This window comes from Pseudomonas sp. H26/SER47-MNA-CIBAN-0231 (assembly GCF_040310465.1).
Lineage (GTDB): Bacteria > Pseudomonadota > Gammaproteobacteria > Pseudomonadales > Pseudomonadaceae > Aquipseudomonas > Aquipseudomonas atacamensis.
Genome location: NZ_JBEOPW010000007.1, coordinates 232,668 through 254,247, shown reverse-complemented (window position 1 = coordinate 254,247; position 21,580 = coordinate 232,668). Strand labels below are relative to the sequence as shown.

Annotated in this window: 17 protein-coding genes; 11 read left to right on the top strand and 6 right to left on the bottom strand. The window is 60.9% G+C overall.

Translation table 11 applies throughout. The annotated features are described in order from the left end of the window. Positions 1-238: 238 nt before the first annotated feature. Entirely contained in the window at positions 239-544 is a 306-nt protein-coding gene (locus AAEZ10_RS14055) for a DUF2288 domain-containing protein (protein ID WP_350569640.1), read from the top strand. A 282-nt stretch (positions 545-826) separates the two neighbouring features. On the opposite strand, the gene AAEZ10_RS14050 is transcribed toward AAEZ10_RS14055, so the two are convergent. Beyond that, positions 827-3,025: a hypothetical protein gene (locus tag AAEZ10_RS14050; RefSeq protein WP_110645957.1), complete on the bottom strand. Its 2,199-nt coding sequence runs from the start codon at positions 3,023-3,025 to the stop codon at positions 827-829. Positions 3,026-3,221: 196 nt separating this feature from the next. Here AAEZ10_RS14050 and AAEZ10_RS14045 point away from each other — a divergent pair, with 196 nt between their 5' ends. Then, on the top strand, positions 3,222-4,118 hold the full coding sequence (locus AAEZ10_RS14045) for an NAD(P)-dependent oxidoreductase (protein ID WP_350569637.1): 897 nt from the start codon (positions 3,222-3,224) through the stop codon (positions 4,116-4,118). On the opposite strand, the gene AAEZ10_RS14040 is transcribed toward AAEZ10_RS14045, so the two are convergent. Both AAEZ10_RS14040 and AAEZ10_RS14035 read right to left on the bottom strand, forming a co-directional pair. After that, a complete protein-coding gene (locus AAEZ10_RS14040) occupies positions 4,009-6,291 on the bottom strand; it encodes a putative bifunctional diguanylate cyclase/phosphodiesterase (RefSeq protein WP_350569635.1) in 2,283 nt (760 codons plus the stop codon). The two genes, AAEZ10_RS14045 and AAEZ10_RS14040, sit on opposite strands and share 110 nt — an antisense overlap. A 150-nt stretch (positions 6,292-6,441) precedes the next feature. After that, positions 6,442-6,810 carry a YkgJ family cysteine cluster protein gene (locus tag AAEZ10_RS14035; protein WP_016771350.1) on the bottom strand — a complete coding sequence of 123 codons (369 nt, stop codon included), beginning with the start codon at positions 6,808-6,810 and terminating at the stop codon, positions 6,442-6,444. Between the two features lie 301 nt (positions 6,811-7,111). Between AAEZ10_RS14035 and AAEZ10_RS14030 the strand changes: the two genes are divergently transcribed. Further along, positions 7,112-8,461, top strand: a complete 1,350-nt coding sequence (locus AAEZ10_RS14030) for a spinster family MFS transporter (RefSeq protein WP_350569633.1) — start codon at positions 7,112-7,114, stop codon at positions 8,459-8,461. A 110-nt stretch (positions 8,462-8,571) separates the two neighbouring features. Here the strand turns inward: AAEZ10_RS14030 and rapA are convergent, their stop codons facing one another. Further along, a complete protein-coding gene (gene rapA, locus AAEZ10_RS14025) occupies positions 8,572-11,418 on the bottom strand; it encodes an RNA polymerase-associated protein RapA (protein WP_041478023.1) in 2,847 nt (948 codons plus the stop codon). 252 nt (positions 11,419-11,670) lie between these two features. On the opposite strand from rapA, the gene AAEZ10_RS14020 reads away from it, so the two are divergent. The 3 genes from AAEZ10_RS14020 to ccoM all read left to right on the top strand — a co-directional run bounded on the left by AAEZ10_RS14020 (position 11,671) and on the right by ccoM (position 12,546). Continuing rightward, on the top strand, positions 11,671-12,012 hold the full coding sequence (locus AAEZ10_RS14020; RefSeq protein ID WP_024011931.1) for a hypothetical protein: 342 nt from the start codon (positions 11,671-11,673) through the stop codon (positions 12,010-12,012). 94 nt (positions 12,013-12,106) lie between these two features. Continuing rightward, entirely contained in the window at positions 12,107-12,268 is a 162-nt protein-coding gene (locus AAEZ10_RS14015) for a hypothetical protein (RefSeq protein WP_016771347.1), read from the top strand. Between the two features lie 164 nt (positions 12,269-12,432). Next, entirely contained in the window at positions 12,433-12,546 is a 114-nt protein-coding gene (gene ccoM / locus AAEZ10_RS14010) for a cytochrome c oxidase subunit CcoM (protein ID WP_016771346.1), read from the top strand. Positions 12,547-13,291: 745 nt separating this feature from the next. Here ccoM and AAEZ10_RS14005 read toward each other — a convergent pair. Then, complete coding sequence (locus AAEZ10_RS14005) at positions 13,292-14,767, bottom strand: inorganic phosphate transporter (RefSeq protein ID WP_016771345.1); 1,476 nt, start codon at positions 14,765-14,767, stop codon at positions 13,292-13,294. A gap of 370 nt (positions 14,768-15,137) precedes the next feature. Further along, on the bottom strand, positions 15,138-15,338 hold the full coding sequence (locus AAEZ10_RS14000; protein WP_008080067.1) for a hypothetical protein: 201 nt from the start codon (positions 15,336-15,338) through the stop codon (positions 15,138-15,140). 630 nt (positions 15,339-15,968) lie between these two features. Here AAEZ10_RS14000 and pcaR point away from each other — a divergent pair. The 5 genes from pcaR to pcaF all read left to right on the top strand — a co-directional run bounded on the left by pcaR (position 15,969) and on the right by pcaF (position 21,564). Further along, positions 15,969-16,811 (top strand): pca regulon transcriptional regulator PcaR, encoded by an 843-nt coding sequence (pcaR, locus tag AAEZ10_RS13995; RefSeq protein WP_016771343.1) that lies wholly within the window; start codon positions 15,969-15,971, stop codon positions 16,809-16,811. Between the two features lie 293 nt (positions 16,812-17,104). Further along, positions 17,105-18,451, top strand: coding sequence for a 4-hydroxybenzoate transporter PcaK (gene pcaK / locus AAEZ10_RS13990; RefSeq protein WP_073475852.1), 1,347 nt, complete (start codon positions 17,105-17,107; stop codon positions 18,449-18,451). 274 nt (positions 18,452-18,725) lie between these two features. Continuing rightward, positions 18,726-19,583 carry a CoA transferase subunit A gene (locus AAEZ10_RS13985; protein WP_024011937.1) on the top strand — a complete coding sequence of 286 codons (858 nt, stop codon included), beginning with the start codon at positions 18,726-18,728 and terminating at the stop codon, positions 19,581-19,583. Further along, positions 19,583-20,362, top strand: coding sequence for a CoA-transferase subunit beta (locus AAEZ10_RS13980; protein WP_350569629.1), 780 nt, complete (start codon positions 19,583-19,585; stop codon positions 20,360-20,362). The genes AAEZ10_RS13985 and AAEZ10_RS13980 overlap by 1 nt, the downstream gene beginning before the upstream one ends. After that, the gene (gene pcaF / locus AAEZ10_RS13975) at positions 20,359-21,564 is read left to right on the top strand and encodes a 3-oxoadipyl-CoA thiolase (protein WP_350569627.1); all 1,206 of its coding nucleotides are present in this window, start codon (positions 20,359-20,361) and stop codon (positions 21,562-21,564) included. The genes AAEZ10_RS13980 and pcaF overlap by 4 nt, the downstream gene beginning before the upstream one ends. Positions 21,565-21,580 lie beyond the last annotated feature (16 nt).

Sequence of the window (21,580 nt, the reverse complement as noted above, 5' to 3'; positions counted from 1 at the left end):
AGTGTAGAGCGCCGCTTGATCAACTGGGAAGCGGGCGTCACGGGGCAAAACTTGGGGGTGTCGCATTTTTGAATGAAAGAGACAGAATTGCGGCGGGGCAATCGGGGGCATATATCCCAAAAGGCAGCATTCCCTGGCGTTCCTGCTCTTTTCGTTCGGTGCAGCGATTTGCAACCGGGTTTTTCTGACGGACCACCGACGTTATCATTCGCGTCGATTTCTTTTCCGGACAGCTCCCATGAATCAAGAACCTAGCACCCTCTATGCCAAGCTGCTTGGTGAAACGGCATCTATTACCTGGAAAGAGCTGGAGCCGTTCTTCGCCAAGGGTGCCCTATTGTGGGTCGACCCTCACCTGGATTTGATCGCCGCCGCCGAGGCCGTGGCATCGGATGAAGGCGAGAAAGTCGCGGCCTGGCTGGCCGACGACAAGGTCGCCAAGCTGTCTGAAACGCGGGCACTGGATATTTTCGAACGTGATCCGCAGCTGTGGGCCGTGGTGGTTTCGCCGTGGATTCTGATCCAGGAAAGGGCGGCCGTCTAATTGCTCGCACTCTTTTGGTGCCTCGATTGCCGCGCCGCAAGTGTGTAGCGGAGTAGCGTGATGGCACCTTGCCGTGGAGAAATGCCACGCCTCACGGTGACGTAAACGTAACGGGAACAGTTTATGGAGCGGCCTGAGGGCCGCTTAATTGTTTCTGGATGTTCGTAAGCTGAATTTGTCGGTGAGGTTGAGGGCGCCTTCGCGAGCAGGCTCGCTCCCACACTGGAATGCATTTCCCTGTGGGAGCGAGCCTGCTCGCGAATGGGGCGACTCGGTGCCAGATCAGACCGAGTAAGTCTTCCCGGTATGATTATTCAGCGAAATCACCTTGGTCTTGCCAATCCGGTGGCGGTAGATCTCGCGCAGGTACTTGATCGACTTCTTCACGCAATCACGCGACAGGCGAATGTCATTGATCGAGACGAACTTGTCCTTGTCGTTGATCAACTCACGGTATTTCTTTTCGTACATCGGCTTGATCGCGTACCAGTTGGTATCGAGGATCTTCGCCGGGTTTTCGAATTCGTTGAGCAGGTCGTCGATCCGCTCTTCGTCGAAGTCTTCCTGAATGATGAAGTCGAGAATCGAGTTATCCAGCGTCTCGTCGAAACGGTACGGATTCTTCGCGAAGCAGCGCTTGATGAACGCCACGATCAGCGTGAGGAAGTCGTCCGACAGGCACGGGCTCTTGGCTATCAGGGTGGTCAGCGACAGGTTGGCCGAAGCGCCGATCACCAGCGCGTAACGCTTGAGCGTGGTGTTGGGGAACAGGCTGTTGAGGTGGGTCTTCAACCGGTTCAGGTCCATGTACGACAGTTTGTAGTCTTTCGGCAGCGACACGATCGACACCACCGACGAGCAATTCTTGAAGAAGTGCAGGTCGTGCAGCGCGGCGGCGTCGTAGCCGGAATTCTTGTACTGCTCAAGCGAAGCGCGATAACGCTTGGATTCGATCGGCAGCAGGCTGATGCCTTCGATGGCCTGAGTGACCTTGTTGAAGTGCGGCAGGTCGATCGAACGGAAGAACAGGTCGTCGATGTTCAGGCGCTGCGGCTCTTTATCGAAGACCTTGAACTTGTCGCTGCTCGGCGGCGGGGTTTCCGGCACTACCGATTCGGCGTAGGCAATCGCCACCGGGCCGGCCAGACTCATGAACAGGTCGTTGGCATCCAGGCGGATGGTTTCGCCGATGTCGATGCCGGCGCGGCGGAAGTAGTTCTGGTCGTAGTCAGTGGTGACTGCCTGCGCCGTCAGAATATTGAAGATCTGCTGCGAGATGTACTGGTTGGCGTGCTTCTCCATGGCATTGACATCAATGTTCTGGATATTGCCGTCATCGCTTTCTTCGGCGTAACGCATGATGTCGTTGGAGATCAGCATCATCGCGTTCCACGGGCGGATACGCCCCATCACGCTGGCTTCGCTGCTGTCTTCGTTGGCGAAGTTGTAGGAGAAATCCCATTCCTCCGACAGGTATTTGCAGAGCAAGCGCCCGGCGTTGATGTGCAGCGCCTCGGACATTTCGCTGCGGTGGTCGGAAATGTTCGGCAGCACGCAGATGCCGCTGGTGAAGATCGGCTCGAAGACAAACGAATGACCGCTCTTGCCGTCATGCTCATCCATCGGCTTGGTGTCGAAGGTCTTGTTCATGTACGAGTGCTGCTGGGCCAGACCGAACTCCGAGGCCATGCCCGAACCGGTACCGCCGCCGGCACTGAAGATCGAGAAATACAGGCGCGACTGGTTGGCCTTGATCCCGCAGCTGTCGATCAGGTACGAGTGGATCATTTTCCAGTCGGGGCTGGAGAAGCGCTGGGTGTCCTTGTTGAGGATGATCTTCGCCAGGTACTGGCCGAGGATCGGCGCGTTACCGGCGCCACCGGCGTGGACTTCGGACAAGTCCATGATCTTCATTTTGCTGTAGTCGCGCAGGAAGCCGCTTTTCTCGCCCTTGCGCGAGAAACGGATGCGCCCGGCGATGTCCTTGTCGAGGTCGCCGAGCATCACCAGCGGTTCTACCAGAAACACCGGTTTGGTCGATTTGCTGGTGCCGATGCGCAGGTTGTTCTTGATCCACTGCGCCGGGCTGTAGCCCTTGTCCGCCAGGCGCCGGTCGCTCGGGCGGTCTTCGTTGTTGAATTCGTTGAGGTAGAACTTGCGCGCGTTGTACACCAGCTCCGCCACGTCGAGGGCGATGTTGGAGCCGCAGCGACCGAGGCCGATCAGGCACACCGAGGGGAATTCCTGGTCGTTGTGCTGCTCGTTGTCGCCTTCCTGATGCGCCGGGCGCGGGAACACCGAATCGCGCAGGCCGTCGAGGTTATCGAGGATGCGGTCGGTGTTGGTTTCGGTGAAGTACAGGTATTGCTGGGTCGACAGCGGGCGCGCGGGCGGCGTCGGTCTGGATAATGACGCGCTGTTCGCGGCGGGGCTCAGGGTCAGATCGGCTGTTGCACTGGCGGGGTTGTTTTTAGAGGTCATGGTGCGCCATTTACCTGGACTGGGTTGGCCCGCCGAACAGTGCCGGCGAACCTCACGGAATAAGATCTCGCGTCTTGTGTGCGCGAATACGGCCCGGGCGTCGTAGTGCTGGCTGGTCTGATCGCCGGGCGGAATCCTTTCCTGATCGTTGATGAATCGGCCATGATTCGGTGATCTTTAATCGAAAAGAGGCGAAATGATGTCAACGCTACCTTCGTTGGGGTTTGCCGGAATCGGCCTGATGGGCCTGCCCATGTGCCGGCGTCTGCTGGCGGCGGGTTACCCGCTGACGGTGTGGAACCGCAACCCGGACAAGTGCGCACCGCTGGTTGCGGCCGGCGCCCGACAGGTATCGAGCCCTGCCGAACTGTGCGCACACGCCGACATCGTCATGCTGTGTCTGGCCGATACCGCCGTGGTGCGTGAAGTGGTGTTTGGCGCTGGCGGTGTTGCCGAAGGTGCGAAAAACGGCCAGCTTTTGGTGGATTTCTCCAGTCTTGAACCGACCGCGACTCGCGAAATGGCCGCAGAGCTGGCCGAGAAAACCGCTATGGGCTGGCTTGATTCACCGGTGTCCGGCGGTGTGGTCGGCGCCGAAGCAGGCAGCCTGGCAATCATGGTCGGTGGTGCAGCGGCAGATGTTGAGCGCGTGCGCCCGGTGCTGCTCAGCCTCGGTCAGCGCGTCACGCATATGGGCGGCGTCGGTGCCGGCCAGGTCACCAAGGCCTGTAACCAGATGATCGTCGCGTGCAATGCGCTGGTGATTGCCGAAGTGGTGGCGCTGGCCGAGCAGGCGGGGGTCGATGCCAGTCTGATCGCCGAGGCGCTGGCCGGTGGCTTTGCCGATTCCAAGCCGTTGCAGATCCTTGCCCCGGAAATGGCCGAAAGCCGTTTCGAACCGATCAAGTGGCACGTGCGCACGCTGCTCAAGGATCTCGACACGGCGGTGAAATTTTCCCGCGAGCAGGGCTCGGCGACGCCAATCAGCGGATTGGCCGCACAATTGATGCGCCTGCATGGGGCGCAAGGCTTTTTAGGGAAGGATCCAGCGACGCTGGTGCAAATGTATCGCGCGCCAGACTCAACGGATTGACCCCGAGCACGGGTTTGCGCTGGTTGATTTCATCGAGCACCGCGCGCAATTCGTCCAGCGGCACCGGGCGGCTGAGCAGATAACCCTGAATGAAATCGCAGCCCGAACGCTCGAGAAACTCGTATTGCTCCAGGCTCTCGACGCCCTCGGTAACCACCTGCAGATGCAGGGTGTGGGCCATGACGATGATCGCCTGGACGATCTCCATGTCCGCCGTGGCGGTGGGGATGTCGAGGATGAACGAGCGGTCGATTTTCAGGGTGTTCAGCGGCAGGCGCTTGAGGTAGGCCAGCGACGAATAGCCGGTGCCGAAATCATCGATCGACAGCGACACACCGAGGGCGCGGATCTGCCGCAGCAGCACCAAAGTGTCGGCGATATTGCCCATCAAGGCGTTTTCGGTGACCTCCAGTTCCAGGCGTTCCGGGGCAACGCCCGCCGTGTGCAAGGCGTGCTCGATCTCCTCGGCCAGCTCTTCGCGCGCCAGATTCAGCGGCGAGCAGTTCCAGGCGATTTTCAATTCGGCACAACCATGCCGCGACAACTCGCCGAGATCCTTGCAGGCGCGGCGCAGCACCCAGTTGTCCAGTTCGGCGATCAGACCATTGTTCTCGGCGATACCGATGAAGCGATCCGGTGTGAGCAAACCGTGAACCGGATGCTGCCAGCGAATCAGCGCCTCGAGCTTGGTCACGCGTCCGGTTTTCACTTCGAAGATCGGCTGGTAGTAGAGCATCAGCGCGTGGTCTTGCCGTAGCGCACTGCGCAGTTCCTCTTCCAGTTGCAGCTCGAAACTGGCGCGGGTCTTCAGGCTGGAATTGAAGAAGTGCAGACCGTTGCGCCCGGCGCCTTTGGATTGGTACAAGGCCAGGTCGGCGTGTTTGAGCAGCTCTTCGCAAGTGGTGCCGTCTTCGGGAAACAGGCTGATGCCGATGCTGGTGGTCATCACCATGCGCCGGCCGGCCAGTTCGATCGGCTCTTTCATCTTGTGCATGATGCGCTGCGCCATACCGCGCGCCTCTTCGCGGTCGCGCAGGCTGATGAGGATGCAGAACTCGTCGCCGCCGAACCGCGCGACCACGTCTTCATGGCTGCGCACCGAGCTCTTGATGTGCTGGGCGATGACTTTGAGCAGCGCGTCACCAGCGTCATGGCCGAGGCTGTCGTTGATGCGCTTGAAGTGGTCGATGTCGAGAAACATCACCGCGAGCATGCCACCCTCGCTGGTTTTCTGGCTGAGTTTTTCGGCGAACATCTGGTTGAATCCACGGCGGTTGATCAGATTGGTCAGCGCGTCGTAATTGGCCGCTTGCTGCAAAGACATGCGCGCCTGATCGAGTTGGCTGAGCAGGGCGTTGAGCCGGCGCAGGTCGTTTTCCTTGTTCTGCAGTTTCTTGTCGGCGAGGGCGGCGCTGATCGCACTGCCGAGAATCAGCAGGATGATCAGCGCCACGGTCAGGCCAAGTTGCAAATGCCCGGTTTCACTGCCGCTCGCTGCCAGGGCACCTTCGGGAAGCACCAGATCCAGCGCAGCCATGCCGGTGAAGTGCATGCTGATGATGCCGGCGCCGAGAATCAGCGCCGCGCTGTACTTGAGCAATTGATGCGCCACGCCACTGCCTTCGCTCAAATAGCGCGCCACCCACAGCGCGGTGAAACTGGCGCCGATGGCAATCAGCACCGACAGCGCGAACAGCCCTGGCTGATAGTAGGCGGTGGCGCTCGACTTCATCGCGGCCATGCCGACGTAATGCATGCCAGCGATACCCAAACCGATGACACACGCGGTCTTCAGGCAATGCAGTGCGCTCGGCTGCACCTCACTGAGGGTATGCATGGCCAGCCACGAGGCGAGCAGGGCGATCAGCAACGACAAGAGGGTGATGCCGAGGTCGTACTGAATATCGATGGGGGTCTGGAAGGCCAGCATGCCGATGAAGTGCATGGCCCAGATGCCGCCGGCCAGGCAGGTCGCACCGATCCAGCGCCAGATTCGCCGCGACCCCGGGTCTTCGGCATGCACCAGGCGCTCTGCCATGTCCAGGGTGGCGAAACTCGCCGCGCAGGCGACCAGATAGGCCACCATCACCAACAAAGGGTTGTGGCTGCAATCGAGGAGAATCTGCCCGCTCGCCGGCAGCTCGGCAACAAACTGCAAACCAAGCCACTCCATAGCGTGCCCCGTCTCGGATTCATCTGGCCCTTGCGTCAATCAACGCAGGCGAATGAAAGCAGTATAGAGGCGGTTTTCACGCTGCAAGGCGTAGTGGCACATTGGTGGTAATGATTTTGCCATTAGCCTCATAGCGATTCGCGCTAAGGCTCAGGCAATGCGCTCCAGCGGCAGGTCGTTCCAGTGTGGCGGCAAGGGCGGCAGGCCGTGGGCGGCGCGGGCCTTGTCGCAGTCGGGATTGTGCTCGCCGTTCTCCCACGACGCCTCGAACTCGCGGCAGGTGCTCGAACGTTTGTCATAGATCGTGCAGGCCACAGCGCTGCCGACCTCACCCGCCAGAGACGTGCAACGCGTGGGCTTGCGATCGGTGCCGATCATCGCCACCCGGCTCGGAGTGATCTGCGCGACCAGTTCATCGGGCACCGTCCCGCCAGCGGATGAGCACTCACCCCAGAAAAAAGACACGCGAAAATGGGAACAGCAGGCACCGCAATTCAGACACGGACTGGCTTCGGACATGGGCGGGGGTATCAAAGGGATTGATCGGAAGATCCGGACGGATCCGGCGGCCATTCTAGGCTTTGCCATGGCGTTGGGAAGGGGGGCGCGAAACTATTTTTTTGTCGCTGGATTTTGCCGCGAAAGCCCCGTATGGCGGGGGATTCCAGACTTATCAAGGGCTTACGTTTCGTTACAGTGCGATGGGTCGATATCAGGCTGACGAATGATGACAGACAGCCCCGGCGCAGCTGACTAGATTGCAGGTTCCGGGCTCGACGCGCTGGCAGTGAAGCCCTCATAACAATAAAGAGACGGACCCATGCAGAACTCGACCCAAGCGGCGAATGCCTGGCGCATTCTGTTCCTGCTGTTCCTCGCCAACCTGTTCAATTTCTTCGACCGCACCATCCCGGCGATCATCATCGAACCGATCCGCATGGAATGGCACCTCAGCGACTTTCAGCTGGGCATCATCGGCACCGCGTTCACCATCGTTTACGCGATTGCCGGCCTGCCACTCGGGCGCATGGCCGACACCGGTTCACGCAGCAAACTGATGGGCTGGGGCCTGGCGACCTGGAGTGCGCTGACTGCGGTCAACGGCATGGTCGGCAGTTTCTGGAGTTTCCTCATCGTGCGCATGGGCATTGGCATCGGCGAAGCCAGTTACGCACCAGCGGCCAACTCGCTGATCGGCGATCTGTTTCCGGCGCACCGTCGGGCGCGGGCGATGGGTATTTTCATGCTTGGCCTGCCGCTGGGGCTGCTGCTGGCGTTCTTCACCATCGGCGCGATGGTCAAGGCGTTCGACAGCTGGCGTGCGCCGTTCTTCATCGCCGCCATGCCGGGGCTGATCCTCGCGGTGTTCATGTTCTTCATCAAAGAGCCGAAACGCGGCGCAGCGGAAACCGTGCAGGTCTCGCAAGAGAAAGTCGACAAACCGATCCGCCGCGTGCTCGCTGTGCCGACCTTCCTGTGGCTGGTCATGGCCGGGCTGTGCTTCAACTTCGCGACCTATGCCTGCAACTCGTTTCTGGTGCCGATGCTGCAGCGCTATTTCCTCATGCCGTTGCAGGAGGCGGCGGTGGCCACCGGCGTGATCGTCGGCGTCACCGGACTGGTCGGGCTGACCCTTGGCGGCTGGATTGCCGACAAGATTCATCAGCGTTTCGCCAGTGGGCGGCTGCTGTTTGCCGCGTTCAGTCTGATCATTTCGACCCTGTGCACGGCGTGGGCGCTGCATGCCGGGCGCATCGAGATCGGTGTGTTCGTCGCGGTGTTCAGCGTCGGCTGGCTGTTCGCCTACAACTTCTACACCTGCGTGTACACGGCGATTCAGGACGTCGTCGAACCACGCCTGCGGGCCACGGCGATGGCGTTGTTCTTCGCCGGTCTGTATTTGCTCGGCGGCGGGTTGGGGCCGGTGGTGGTGGGTGGGCTGTCGGATCACTTCGCGCATACGGCGATGCTGGCGGCGGGGGCTGAGCAGATGACCGAAGCGTTCAAGGCTGTCGGCCTGCATGACGCGATGTACCTGATCCCGGTGGCGCTGTTCCTGACGATGGTCTTTCTGTTTCTGGCATCGCGGTGTTTTGTTCGCGATGCGCAGCGGATGAAGGAGGGATTGGTGGCGGTGGTTGAGCCAGAAATTTCTGCGGCGACTGCCTGACCGTTTTCGCGAGCAGGCTCGCTCCCACATGATCGTTCCCACGCAGAGCGTGGGAACGATCGGCCCGCATCACTGCGGGCCTCTTGGTTTTCAGCGGTGGAGCGGGGCGGTTAACCCGCTACCAGCACCCGAATCGCTTCCAGGCGCAGCGCCGCTTTGTCGAGCATCGCCAGACCCTGCTCACGCTGAGTGCGCAACGCCTCCAGTTCGCTGTCGCGCACGGTCGGGTTGACCGCTTGCAACGCGGTCAGGCGCGCCAGTTCTTCGTCGGTGTCGGCGGCCAGACGACGGCGCGCTTCGGCCACACGCTCGGCGTGCCGCGGGGCGATCTTTTCTTCGCCGGCGTTGATCCGTGGCGTCAGCTGATCGCGCTGGGCCTGGATGAACTTGTTGGCGCTGGCCCGTGGCACGCTTTCCAGCTGATCGTTGAGGGTTTCGAATGACACCCGTGGCGACAGGTCATTACCATTGGCATCGAGCAGGCAACGCAGCGCCGCCGGTGGCAGGTAGCGACCCAGTTGCAGCGAGCGCGGTGCGACCACTTCGCTGACGTACAGCAATTCGAGCAACACGGTGCCCGGCTTCAGCGCCTTGTTCTTGATCAGCGCGACGGCGGTGTTGCCCATCGAACCGGACAGCACCAGATCCATGCCGCCTTGCACCATAGGGTGTTCCCAGGTGATGAACTGCATGTCTTCGCGCGACAGCGCCTGATTGCGGTCGTAGGTGATGGTCACGCCTTCGTCGTCGCCCAGCGGGAAACTGGCGTCGAGCATCTTCTCGCTCGGCTTGAGGATCAGGGCGTTTTCCGAGTGGTCTTCGCTGTCGATGCCGAAGGCGTCGAACAGGGTTTCCATGTAGATCGGCAGGGCGAACTGATCGTCCTGCTCAAGGATCGCTTCTACCAGCGCTTCACCTTCGCCAGCGCCGCCGGAATTCAATTCCAGCAGACGGTCGCGGCCAGTGTGCAGCTCGGCTTCGAGACGTTCACGCTCGGCGCGTGCTTCGTCGATCAGCGCTTGCCACTCGCCGTCATCGGCTTCTTCGAGCAGCGGCAGCAGGCGCGGGCCGAACTGATGCTGCAAGGCGTTGCCGGTCGGGCAGGTGTTGAGGAAGGCGTTGAGCGCTTCGTGGTACCACTGGAACAGGCGCTCTTGCGGGCTGGTTTCCAGGTACGGCACGTGCAGTTCGATGATGTGCTTCTGGCCGATCCGGTCGAGACGGCCGATGCGCTGCTCGAGCAGGTCCGGGTGCGACGGCAGATCGAACAGCACCAGATGGTGAGCGAACTGGAAGTTGCGACCTTCACTGCCGATTTCCGAGCAGATCAGCACTTGCGCGCCGAACTCTTCATCAGCGAAGTAGGCGGCGGCGCGATCACGCTCGAGGATGTTCATGCCTTCGTGGAACACCGTGGCCGGGATGCCGGAACGCACGCGCAACGCGTCTTCCAGGTCCATCGCGGTTTCGGCGTGGGCGCAGATCACCAGCACTTTGGTGCGCTTGAGCATTTTCAGCTGATCGATCAGCCACTCGACGCGCGGATCGAATTTCCACCAGCGCTCTTCTTCACTGGCTTCCGGCTGCGCCTGGAAGCTGACTTCCGGGTACAGCTCGGCGTGTTCGCCCAGCGGCAGTTCGAGGTATTCGTCGGGGCACGGCAGTGGATACGGATGCAGTTTGCGCTCCGGGAAACCCTGCACGGCGGCGCGGGTGTTGCGGAACAGCACGCGGCCGGTGCCGTGGCGATCGAGCAGTTCACGCACGAGGCGGGCGCTGGCTTCAGTATCGCCATCGTTGACGGCGGTGAGCAGGGCTTCGCCTTCGTTGCCGAGGAAACCGTGAATGGTCTTGTGCGCTTCGGCGGAGAGACGGCCCTTGTCGAGCAGTTCCTGCACCGCTTCGGCGACCGGGCGATAGTTGTCGCTCTCGGCGCGGAACGCGGCCAGGTCGTGGAAACGGTTCGGGTCGAGCAGGCGCAGACGGGCGAAGTGGCTGTCCTGACCGAGTTGTTCCGGGGTGGCGGTGAGCAGCAGCACGCCGGGGATGACTTCGGCCAGTTGCTCGACCAGCGAATACTCCGCGCTGGCCTTGTCTTCATGCCAGACCAGGTGGTGCGCTTCGTCGACCACCATCAGGTCCCAACCGGCAGCGAACAAGGCGTCCTGTGCCTTCTCGTCGTCGACCAGCCACTCCAGCGCGACCAGCGCCAGTTGCGTGTCTTCGAACGGGTTGGTGGCATCGCTTTCGATAAAGCGTTCTTCGTCGAACAGCGCGACCTGCAGATTGAAGCGGCGGCGCATCTCCACCAGCCACTGATGCTGGAGGTTTTCCGGGACCAGAATCAGCACGCGGTTGGCGCGGCCCGAGAGCAGTTGGCGATGGATGACCAGACCGGCTTCGATGGTTTTACCCAGACCTACTTCGTCCGCCAGCAATACGCGCGGGGCGATACGGTCGGCGACTTCGCGGGCGATGTGCAGCTGGTGCGCGATCGGTTGCGCACGCACGCCACCCAGGCCCCACAGCGAGGACTGCAACTGGCGGCTGGTGTGTTCAAGGGTGTTGTAGCGCAGGGAGAACCACGGCAGCGGGTCGATCTGTCCGGCGAACAGGCGGTCGCTGGCCAGACGGAACTGAATGAAGTTCGACAGCTGGGTTTCCGGCAGGGTGACGACTTCGTTCTGCCCGTTGAGGCCGTGATAGACCATCAGCCCGTCGACGTCGTCGACCTGCTGCACGGTCATCTTCCAGCCTTCGAAATGGGTGATGGAGTCGCCGGGCGAGAACCGCACGCGGGTCAGGGGCGCATTCCGTAGCGCGTACTGGCGGGTTTCGCCAGTGGCCGGGTAAAGCACGGTCAGCAAGCGGCCGTCCTGTGCCAGAACGGTGCCTAAACCAAGCTCTGCTTCGCTGTCACTGATCCAGCGTTGCCCCGGTTGATACTGCTGCGCCATGCTGCCTGACTCCCACCTTGAAAAAGCGGGCTATCTTAACGGAATGCGGGCTTCAGGCCAAAGAAATACTGGGGTAGGAGCTGCCGCAGGCTGCGATCTTTTGATCTGTGGGAACACTTCGGTTTTGCGTTGTCCCATAAGAGATCGCAGCCTTCGGCAGCTCCAACAGGTGCCAAGCGCATCACAAGTTTGCGACAGGCGGCTCAAGGCGCCTGCGCCCCAGCCGATAGCCTGCAGACAGGAGACCTTTATATGTTGCCACCGATGCTCCCCTTGAGCGCCGTGCCGATCACTTCCCAGCAGGATCCGATCCGCCAGCGGCCGGACATCCCGCCGGTGGTGCCGGTGCAGGAAAGCTCCAACGAAAGCACGATCGATCTGCAGAAGCGTGATCCGGAAGAGGATCGTCTGCTGGCGCGCGAAGAACAGCGTCGTCAACAGGAACGTGACCGCCGACGCCGCGAGGCGGATGAAGATCCTGAAGAGCATCTGGCCGTGCCGGGTACCGAGTTGAATGCCGACAACACCGTGCCGGTGGTGCCGTTGATAGACGATCAGCCGCGTCAGGGCTTGTGGGTCGATATCGAGATTTGAGCAGTGACTGGTCAGCGCCAGCGCCAAGCGGCATGATTGGCGCAATCCTGTCGGTGACGGCAGCTGTGATCTCTTCTGCGATGTGCCGGACGCCATGAGCCAAGACGACAAACTGATCGACCTCAGCACTGAACGCGCCAAGCGTGTGCATGACCTCAACGAAAAGCGCCTGAACGAAGTGCGCCAGGCTTTCGAGCAGGCGATGCCGTTGGGAAAAGCCAAGAAAAAGTCGAAGAACAAGCCGAAAAAGCGTTGATCTCCCGCTGCATTGGTTGATGCAGATCAGTTATTTCCCCTCCTTTATTTCCCAACGTTGCGGATATTGATCCTGGTCAATATGTGCGCCTGTGTGTTTGTTAATTTGAATCCATCGCAGCAAAGCAAAGCAAAGCAAAGCAAAGCAGGGCCGGGAGGTCAGTCATGTTTTTCGATAACGTGGTGTTTGCCGGAGTTCTCACGGTGGGGCTCATGGTGCTGTTTTTTGCAGGGTTTGGATTTTTTATCTGGAAGGATGCGCATAAGCGGCGCAAGTGAGTTCTTCTGGATTGATGGGCACGCAAGGCATTTTGGGGCGACTTCGGTTGCCCCTTTTTTTTGCCTTGGCGGCCTTGGCGGCCTTGGCGGCCTTTGGGCCGACCAGGCTGTTGGGGTTTTGGGTGAATATCCGTTGCTTCGGGTGTGGCGGCTGGCGGTTTCGCCCTTACGGCGAGTCACTTTTTCAGACGCCAAAAAGTAACCAAAACGCTAGCTCCTGCGTTCGGCCCTCGCAGGCTCGGGTCCCTTCGCTCCGGGACTGATCCGGGCGCAGCGGCTCCGGTTTGCTTCGCTGCACCTCCTTCCGCTGTGTCTGGCTGCGCCAGACGGTCGCTGCGCTCCCACGCCCGGATCAATCCCTCCGCTCAGCCTTCCGACGTCGCCGGTGGATCAAGATCAAGAGCAGGCGAGCTGACACTCGGCCTATTGAGTGGTGAAAAGCGTGGGTGTTCGGCTTTTGATTTGCATTGTTGCTGCCCCTCACCCCAGCCCTCTCCCGAGGGAGAGGGGGCCGATTTGTGTGGTGTTCAAAACCTGCATCGACTCGGTATCTCAGGTCGGCGTACTTCGATTAAACACCTCGGTCAGTTCCCTCTCCCTCCGGGAGAGGGCTAGGGTGAGGGGCTCTTGATCTGGCTTTTGCTTTGGCTTTTGATCTTTTGCCCCTTCGGCAGACTTCTTACCCCCAATAACAAAAAAGGCGTGATCCTCACGAATCACGCCTTTTCCAATCAACAGCTAACGATCAACTACCCAAAGCCTTCGAAGCCAACCAGAACAACCCGGCCGACAGCGCCACGGTCGCCGGCAGGGTCAACACCCAGGCCAGCAGAATAGTCTTGACCGTGCCACCCTGCAGGCCGCTTTTATTGGCAACCATGGTCCCGGCCACACCCGAAGACAACACATGAGTGGTCGACACTGGCAGGCTGAAGATGTTGGCCATGCCGATCAAACTGGCGGTGGTGATCTGCGCCGACATGCCCTGGGAATAGGTCATGCCCTGCTTGCCGATCTTCTCGCCAATGGTCAGCACCACACGCTTCCAGCCGACCATGGTGCCCAGGCCCAGTGCCAGGGCGACCGCCAGAATCACCCAGAACGGGGCGTATTCAGTGGTGGTGGTCAGGTCTTTGCGCAGCTTGTCGAGGTCAGCCTTTTCACGGGCTTCGAGGCCTGGAAGCTTGCCGACTTTCTTCGCCGTGTCGTCCAGGCAGAGCAGGTAGCGACGCACTTCGATGCGGCTGTCCGACGACAGCGAATGATAGTCCGCTACACCTTTGAGAGTGTGCAGCAGGGCGGTGATGGTCGGTTCGGTCTGCTGCGGGTTGCAGCGGAATTTCTCCGGCAGGTCGCCTTCCACGCTCTTGCCCAGGGCCAGGAATTCACCCAGCGAATCGGCGTTGCGCTGGTAGAACTGGCTCAGGTGCAAGGTTGCGTCGCGGGTGCGTTCGATCTGGTAGGTGGTGCTGTTCAGATCGAGTACGAACTGCGCCGGGACGATACCGATCAGCACCAGCATGATCAGGCCGATGCCTTTCTGGCCGTCGTTGGAACCGTGCACGAAGCTTACGGCCATGGCCGAGATCACCAAGACCAGACGGTTCCAGAACGGCGGGTGCTTTTTGTCGTCGATCTTGCGGCGCTGTTCCGGCGTCTTGTGCATCTTCGACAGCGGGCGCCACCATTTCAGGCCGATCAGCACCAGCGCGGCGATGAGGAAGCCGGCCATCGGCGAGAACACCAGCGAGGCGCCGATGTCGATCGCTTTCTGCCAGTTCACGCCATCTCTCAACGGGATGTCGTTGATCAGCGCGTTGGCCAGGCCGACACCGAGGATCGAGCCGATCAGGGTGTGCGAGCTCGAAGCCGGGATACCGAAGTACCAGGTGCCCAGGTTCCAGGCGATTGCCGCGGCGAGCAACGAGAACACCATCGCCAGGCCATGGCCGGTGTTCACATTGATCAGCAGCTCAACCGGCAGCAGGTGGACGATGGCATACGCCACGCCAACGCCGCCCAGCAGCACGCCGAGGAAATTGAACACACCGGAAAAGAACACCGCCAGGTGTGGCGGCATGGCTTTGGTGTAGATAACAGTGGCTACCGCGTTAGCGGTGTCATGAAATCCATTGATGAACTCGAAGGCGAGGACAAACGTCAGGGCGAGCAAGAGGCTCACAAGCACCCAAGCATCCAGTCCGCTGAATAAATCGATCATGAAGGTTTTCTGACCCGGTCGTAAGGGGGCGCGATTATGCCAGAAAAGACAGGAAATCGATGCCCCGTCTGCTCACTGGTCACACCCTTCTTCGATTTAATTTGTTGCAGGGCGTGAAAACCAAGCAGCACGCAGGGTTTTTCAACTACTTGATTTTATTGGATAAACTATATTTTCGAGGCGTTTTTTCAGACATCGCAAAGGCTCAAACGCTTGTCTGAAATATCTCTGAAACCTGTGGGACGCTCGTTCATAAGACGCAAAACAGCGATGCAGCCGCTGCCCGCGGTTAACGGGCGCGCGAGGTGTCGTCTTCCACCGCGCTGTGGCTCAGGCGGACGCCGACTTTCGAATGCTCAACCGCCGTGGCTCATGGCTCTTCGGCTTTGAGTTCCTTTTCGATCTTTTCGATTTCCTGCTTGAACACCTGATCCTGGACGGTAGGGCGCTTGCGCCATGCCTTGCGTTCCGGTTCCGGCTGAGCGGCGTAGGTGGTGACTTCCCCGCCGTAAACTTCCTTGTAACGTTGTTCCTGGCGCTCTAGTTCCGCGCGCAGTTCGTCTTTTGTCACGGTGCTACCTGTATGAGTTGAATTGAATATCCGGTGAAACACACTGCAACGAGTCAATTGAGCGAGCCCGCCAGTCATCCACAGCCCGATCGGGCGCGGAGACATTGCAGAGGCGATCAAGACTTCCGTGTTACAGGCGGCTACGGCACCAGATAAAAACTGACGCAGCATCAGTTTCCTGTTTCAGCGAGCGCTGGCGTTGCATGTGTGATGGGCGCCGGGCGCTGGCCGGAGCTGAGACGAAGGACCTCGTTTCAGCAAGTCGCGGGCTTTTGATTAAAGCGCCGCGACTAGGTTCATTATAGCGGCCGATTCGGGAATGACTATCTTTGCCAAGTTAAAAACGGTTCTGAATGTGTGAGGGTTTTGTTACCGGCAACTTTTGCCGCTAGTTAGGTGTAAAGACAGCGTTATAGAACAGGCGTTCTGTTTTTGGCGCCATTAACTAGAACAACTAAGTTGCGAGCAGAATCGCTAAAGCTGCCTCAAGGATGAAGAGGAGGGCGGGTGGCTGGATTGCGATTATCGGTCGGCGGTTCGATAATCGCCCAATGTTGGCGCCCCGGTGCTTGTGCATCGCGCGGCGAGCCGTTTGACTAGGCATCGATGCGTGCCGGACAAGGACAAGAAATGAACGATCAAATGCGCAACTCCTTCACCTCGGTGGCGCCGCCCATCGTCGCCTCGCCGGCCAAGCGCATTCAGGCGCTGACCGGTGATCCGGATTTCATGACTTCCCTGGCCCGCGGTCTGGCGGTGGTGCAAGCGTTTCAGGAACGCAAACGCCACCTGACCATCGCGCAGATAAGTCATCGCACGGAAATCCCCCGCGCCGCCGTGCGCCGTTGCCTGCATACGTTGATCAAGCTCGGCTACGCCACCACCGACGGGCGCACCTATTCGCTGCTGCCGAAAGTGCTGACCCTCGGCCACGCCTATCTGTCCTCGACACCGCTGGCCGTCTCCGCCCAACCGTATCTCGACCGAATGAGCGAGCAACTGCACGAAGCCTGCAACATGGCGACGCTGGAGGGCGATGACATTCTCTATATCGCGCGTTCGGCGACCACTCAGCGATTGATCTCGGTCGACCTTTCCGTCGGCGGGCGTCTCCCTGCCTATTGCACGTCGATGGGGCGCATTCTATTGGCCGCGCTGGACGACACATCCCTTGGCGAATACCTCGACCATGCCGAACTGGTGGCCAAGACCAGCCGCACCATCCACACCCCCGACGCTTTGCTCGAATGTCTGCAGCAGGTGCGGCAGCAGGGCTGGTGCATTGTCGATCAGGAACTGGAACAGGGCCTGCGCTCGATCGCCGTGCCGGTGTACGACGCCTCGGGGCAAGTGGTCGCCGCGCTGAATGTCAGCACCCACGCCGGGCGGGTCAGTCGCGCCGAGCTGGAGCAGCGCTTCTTGCCCGGCCTGCTCAGCGCCAGTCGCGACCTCAGTGCGCAGTTGTTCGCCTGAGGAAGCTGTTCGATAAACGCACAGTGTTGCGTTTATCGAATTGACGCTAAAACCCTCGGATCATTAATGTCGCGGCAGCGTCATCCGGCGCTGATGTGAATGAGCTCGCCGGACTGTCGACCCCATAATAATGACAAGAGGCAACTCACCATGCGCTCGCTCCCCGACTGTCTGTATCCCGCCCGTTGTTGCCGGGTTCACCGCAACGCCTGATTACAACCTTCTATTCTTGTGACCGTGCCTTCCTTTGGCCGGCCGCCGTTCGACTGCGTTTTTTGCGTGGAATAAAAATAATGAACCAGCCTCAGTCCGCTGTGGGTAACTGCCTCGATGTGCAGACCTTCATCAACGCCCAACCGATCTCGCGCTATCAGTGGCGGGTGGTGATCCTGTGTTTCCTGATCGTATTTCTCGACGGCCTCGACACCGCCGCCATGGGCTTCATCGCCCCGGCGCTGTCGCAAGACTGGGGCATTGATCGCGCCAGCCTAGGCCCGGTGATGAGTGCTGCGCTGATTGGTATGGTCTTCGGCGCGCTCGGCTCCGGCCCGTTGGCTGACCGCTTCGGGCGCAAAGTCGTCCTCGTCGGTGCGGTGATTCTGTTCGGCGGCTTCAGCCTGGCCTCGGCGTACAGCACCAACGTCGAACAACTGCTGGTGTTGCGCTTCCTGACCGGCCTCGGTCTCGGTGCGGGCATGCCCAACGCCACGACGCTGCTGTCGGAATACACACCCGAGCGCAAGAAGTCGCTGCTGGTGACTAGCATGTTCTGCGGCTTCAACCTCGGCATGGCCGGCGGCGGTTTCATCTCGGCAAAACTGATCCCGGCATTCGGCTGGCACGCGCTGCTGATGATCGGTGGCATCCTGCCGCTGATCCTCGCGGTGGTATTGGTGTTCTGGCTGCCGGAATCGGCGCGCTACCTGGTGGTGCGCAACCGTGGCACCGACAAAGTACGCAAGACCCTCGCGCCGATCGACCCGGTCACCGTCGCCCAGGCTGCGAGCTTCAGCGTGCCGGAGCAGAAAACCGTCAAGGCGCGCAACGTCTTTGCGGTGATTTTCTCCGGTACATACAGCACCGGCACGCTGCTGTTGTGGCTGACTTATTTCATGGGCCTGGTGATTGTGTACCTGCTGACCAGTTGGCTGCCGACGCTGATGCGCGACAGCGGCGCGAGTATGGAACAGGCCGCGTTCATCGGTGCGTTGTTCCAGTTTGGCGGCGTGTTGAGCGCGGTCGGGGTGGGCTGGGCGATGGATCGCTTCAATCCGCACAAGGTCATCGGCATTTTCTACCTGCTGGCCGGGGTGTTTGCCTACGCGGTAGGGCAGAGCCTGGGCAACATCACCTTGTTGGCGACGCTGGTGCTGGTGGCAGGCATGTGCGTCAACGGCGCGCAATCGGCGATGCCGTCATTGGCGGCACGCTTCTACCCGACTCAAGGCCGCGCGACCGGGGTGTCGTGGATGCTCGGCATCGGCCGCTTCGGCGCGATCCTCGGCGCGTGGATGGGCGCAACCTTGCTCGGCCTGGGCTGGAATTTCGAGCAGGTGCTGACCGCACTGGTGATCCCGGCCGGTTTGGCGACGGCTGCGGTGCTGATCAAGGGCATGGTCAGTCATGCGGATGCGACCTGAGGCAGACTCACGATCGTTCCCACGCTCCGCGTGGGAATGCCTCAACGGACGCTCTGCGTTCGGCTGTACAGGGACGCGGAGCGTCCCCGGCTGCATTCCCACGCGGAGCGTGGGAACGATCATTAGGGAAGCAACAATCCGTTCGATAAACGAACACTCAGTCGATTATCGGATTGTTTGGCGAATTTCCCGAGCTTAATCTTCAGTGACTCCGGCGCTGAACCTCGCGCCTTTTTATCACTGGCGATTCCTTACAAGAACAGGAGCCCGCTCCATGGCTGAGATCCTTTCGCTGCACGACGCGGTGAAGCAATTCGTCAACGACGGCGACACCGTCGCCCTCGAAGGCTTCACTCACCTGATCCCTACGGCAGCGGGTCATGAAATCATTCGTCAAGGCAAGAAAGATCTGACGCTGGTGCGGATGACGCCTGACCTGATCTACGACCAACTGATCGGCGCCGGTTGCGCGCGCAAACTGATTTTCTCCTGGGGCGGCAACCCGGGTGTTGGTTCGCTGCACCGTTTGCGTGACGCCGTCGAAAAGCAGTGGCCGCACGCGCTGGAAATCGAAGAGCACAGCCACGCCGACCTCGCCAACGCCTACGTCGCCGGCGCGTCCGGCCTGCCGTTCGCGGTGCTGCGTGCCTACGCCGGCTCCGACCTGCCGAAGGTCAATCCGCTGATCAAAACCGTGACCTGCCCGTTCACCGGCGAAGTGCTGGCGGCAGTGCCATCGGTGCGCCCGGACGTCACCGTGATTCACGCGCAGAAGGCCGACCGCAAAGGCAACGTGTTGCTCTGGGGCATTCTCGGTGTGCAGAAAGAAGCCGCGCTGGCGGCCAAGCGCTGCATCGTCACCGTGGAAGAAATCGTCGACGATCTCAATGCACCGATGAACGCTTGCGTACTGCCGACCTGGGCCTTGAGCGCGGTCTGCCACGTGCCGGGTGGCGCGCATCCGTCCTACGCCCACGGTTACACCGAGCGTGACAATCGTTTCTATCAGGCGTGGGACCCGATCGCTCGCGACCGTGAGACGTTTACCGCGTGGATCAACGAATACATCCATGGCTGCGCTGACTTCAGCGAATTCCAGGCCAAATTGGCCGCTGCCTCGGAGGCCAAGTAATGACTTACACCACCAATGAAATGATGACCGTCGCGGCGGCCCGGCGCCTGAAGAACGGCTCGGTATGTTTCGTCGGCATCGGCCTGCCATCGAAAGCCGCCAACCTCGCGCGCCTGACTTCATCGCCGGACGTGGTGCTGATCTACGAATCCGGCCCGATTGGCGCCAAGCCGAGCGTACTGCCTCTGTCGATCGGTGACGGCGAGTTGGCCGAGACCGCCGACACCGTGGTGCCGACCGGTGAGATTTTTCGCTACTGGCTGCAGGGCGGGCGCATCGACGTCGGTTTCCTCGGCGCCGCGCAGGTTGACCGTTTCGGCAACATCAACACCACCGTGGTCGGCGACTACCACGCGCCGAAAGTGCGTCTGCCGGGTGCCGGTGGCGCGCCGGAGATTGCCGGTTCGGCGAAAAGCGTGCTGATCATCCTTAAACAGTCGGCGCGGTCGTTTGTCGACAAGCTCGACTTCATCACCTCGGTCGGTCACGGCGAAGGTGGCGATTCGCGTAAACGTCTGGGCCTGCCGGGCGCCGGGCCGGTGGGCATCATCACCGACCTGTGCATCATGGAACCGGAGGAGGGCACCCACGAATTCGTGGTCACCGCGCTGCATCCGGGCGCGACCCGCGAGCAAGTGGTCGCCGCCACCGGTTGGGCGATTCGTTTTGCCGACTCCGTTGAAACCACCGCTGAGCCGACCGAAGTCGAGTTGACCGCACTGCGTGATCTTGAAGCGCGCACCGCTGCCGCCCACGGTCAGGCACCGGGAGAAGCATGATGCGTGACGTGTATATCTGCGACGCGATTCGCACCCCTATCGGCCGTTTCGGTGGCGCACTGTCCGCCGTGCGCGCCGATGACCTCGCCGCCGTGCCAATCAAGGCCCTGATGGAGCGCAATCCATCGGTGGACTGGAACGTCGTCGATGAAGTGTTCCTCGGCTGCGCCAACCAGGCCGGCGAAGACAACCGCAACGTTGCGCGCATGGCGCTGCTGCTGGCGGGGCTGCCGGACAGCGTGCCCGGCGTTACGCTCAATCGCCTCTGCGCTTCGGGCATGGACGCGATCGGTACTGCATTCCGTGCGATCGCCAGCGGCGAAATGGAGCTGGCGATTGCCGGCGGCGTCGAGTCGATGTCCCGCGCGCCATTCGTGATGGGCAAGGCCGACGCGGCGTTCTCGCGCAACATGAAACTGGAAGACACCACCATCGGCTGGCGTTTCATCAACCCGCTGATGAAGGCGCAGTACGGCGTCGATGCCATGCCGCAGACTGCTGACAACGTTGCCGACGACTACAAGGTTTCGCGCGCAGATCAGGACGCCTTTGCTCTGCGCAGTCAGCAACGTACCGCCGCCGCGCAGGCTGCCGGTTACTTCGCTGAAGAAATCGTCGAAGTGCGCATCGCCCTCAAAAAGGGCGAAACCGTGGTCAGCGAGGACGAACATCCGCGCGCCGACACCACGATCGAAGCACTGGCCAAGCTGAAACCGGTCAACGGCGCGGACAAAACCGTCACCGCCGGCAATGCCTCCGGGGTCAACGATGGTGCTGCTGCGCTGATTCTGGCTTCGGCCGAAGCGGTGAAAAAACACGGCCTGACCGCCCGCGCAAAAGTGCTCGGCATGGCCAGCGCCGGCGTCGCACCACGGGTGATGGGCATCGGCCCGGTGCCGGCGGTGCGCAAACTGACCGAGCGCCTCGGCGTGGCGGTCAGCGATTTCGACGTGATCGAACTCAACGAAGCGTTTGCCAGCCAGGGCCTCGCGGTATTGCGCGAGTTGGGCCTGGCCGACGATGCGCCGCAGGTCAACCCGAATGGCGGCGCGATTGCTCTCGGTCACCCGTTGGGCATGAGCGGTGCGCGGCTGGTGCTGACTGCCCTGCATCATCTGGAAAAGACTGGCGGCAAGAAAGGTCTGGCGACCATGTGCGTCGGTGTTGGCCAGGGTCTGGCCCTGGCCATCGAACGTGTCTGACGCGCTGCGGCACTTA

Bases quoted from the DNA above. Each gene is read 5' to 3' on its own strand.
- AAEZ10_RS13980 (WP_350569629.1), top strand. From the start codon at position 19,583: ATGACTTACACCACCAATGAAATGATGACCGTCGCGGCGGCCCGGCGC.
- pcaK (WP_073475852.1), top strand. From the start codon at position 17,105: ATGAACCAGCCTCAGTCCGCTGTGGGTAACTGCCTCGATGTGCAGACC.
- ccoM (WP_016771346.1), top strand. From the start codon at position 12,433: ATGTTTTTCGATAACGTGGTGTTTGCCGGAGTTCTCACGGTGGGGCTC.
- AAEZ10_RS14045 (WP_350569637.1), top strand. From the start codon at position 3,222: ATGATGTCAACGCTACCTTCGTTGGGGTTTGCCGGAATCGGCCTGATG.
- AAEZ10_RS14030 (WP_350569633.1), top strand. From the start codon at position 7,112: ATGCAGAACTCGACCCAAGCGGCGAATGCCTGGCGCATTCTGTTCCTG.
- AAEZ10_RS14050 (WP_110645957.1), bottom strand. From the start codon at position 3,025: ATGACCTCTAAAAACAACCCCGCCAGTGCAACAGCCGATCTGACCCTG.
- AAEZ10_RS14040 (WP_350569635.1), bottom strand. From the start codon at position 6,291: ATGGAGTGGCTTGGTTTGCAGTTTGTTGCCGAGCTGCCGGCGAGCGGG.
- AAEZ10_RS14005 (WP_016771345.1), bottom strand. From the start codon at position 14,767: ATGATCGATTTATTCAGCGGACTGGATGCTTGGGTGCTTGTGAGCCTC.
- AAEZ10_RS14035 (WP_016771350.1), bottom strand. From the start codon at position 6,810: ATGTCCGAAGCCAGTCCGTGTCTGAATTGCGGTGCCTGCTGTTCCCAT.
- AAEZ10_RS13985 (WP_024011937.1), top strand. From the start codon at position 18,726: ATGGCTGAGATCCTTTCGCTGCACGACGCGGTGAAGCAATTCGTCAAC.
- pcaR (WP_016771343.1), top strand. From the start codon at position 15,969: ATGAACGATCAAATGCGCAACTCCTTCACCTCGGTGGCGCCGCCCATC.
- AAEZ10_RS14020 (WP_024011931.1), top strand. From the start codon at position 11,671: ATGTTGCCACCGATGCTCCCCTTGAGCGCCGTGCCGATCACTTCCCAG.
- AAEZ10_RS14015 (WP_016771347.1), top strand. From the start codon at position 12,107: ATGAGCCAAGACGACAAACTGATCGACCTCAGCACTGAACGCGCCAAG.
- rapA (WP_041478023.1), bottom strand. From the start codon at position 11,418: ATGGCGCAGCAGTATCAACCGGGGCAACGCTGGATCAGTGACAGCGAA.
- pcaF (WP_350569627.1), top strand. From the start codon at position 20,359: ATGATGCGTGACGTGTATATCTGCGACGCGATTCGCACCCCTATCGGC.
- AAEZ10_RS14055 (WP_350569640.1), top strand. From the start codon at position 239: ATGAATCAAGAACCTAGCACCCTCTATGCCAAGCTGCTTGGTGAAACG.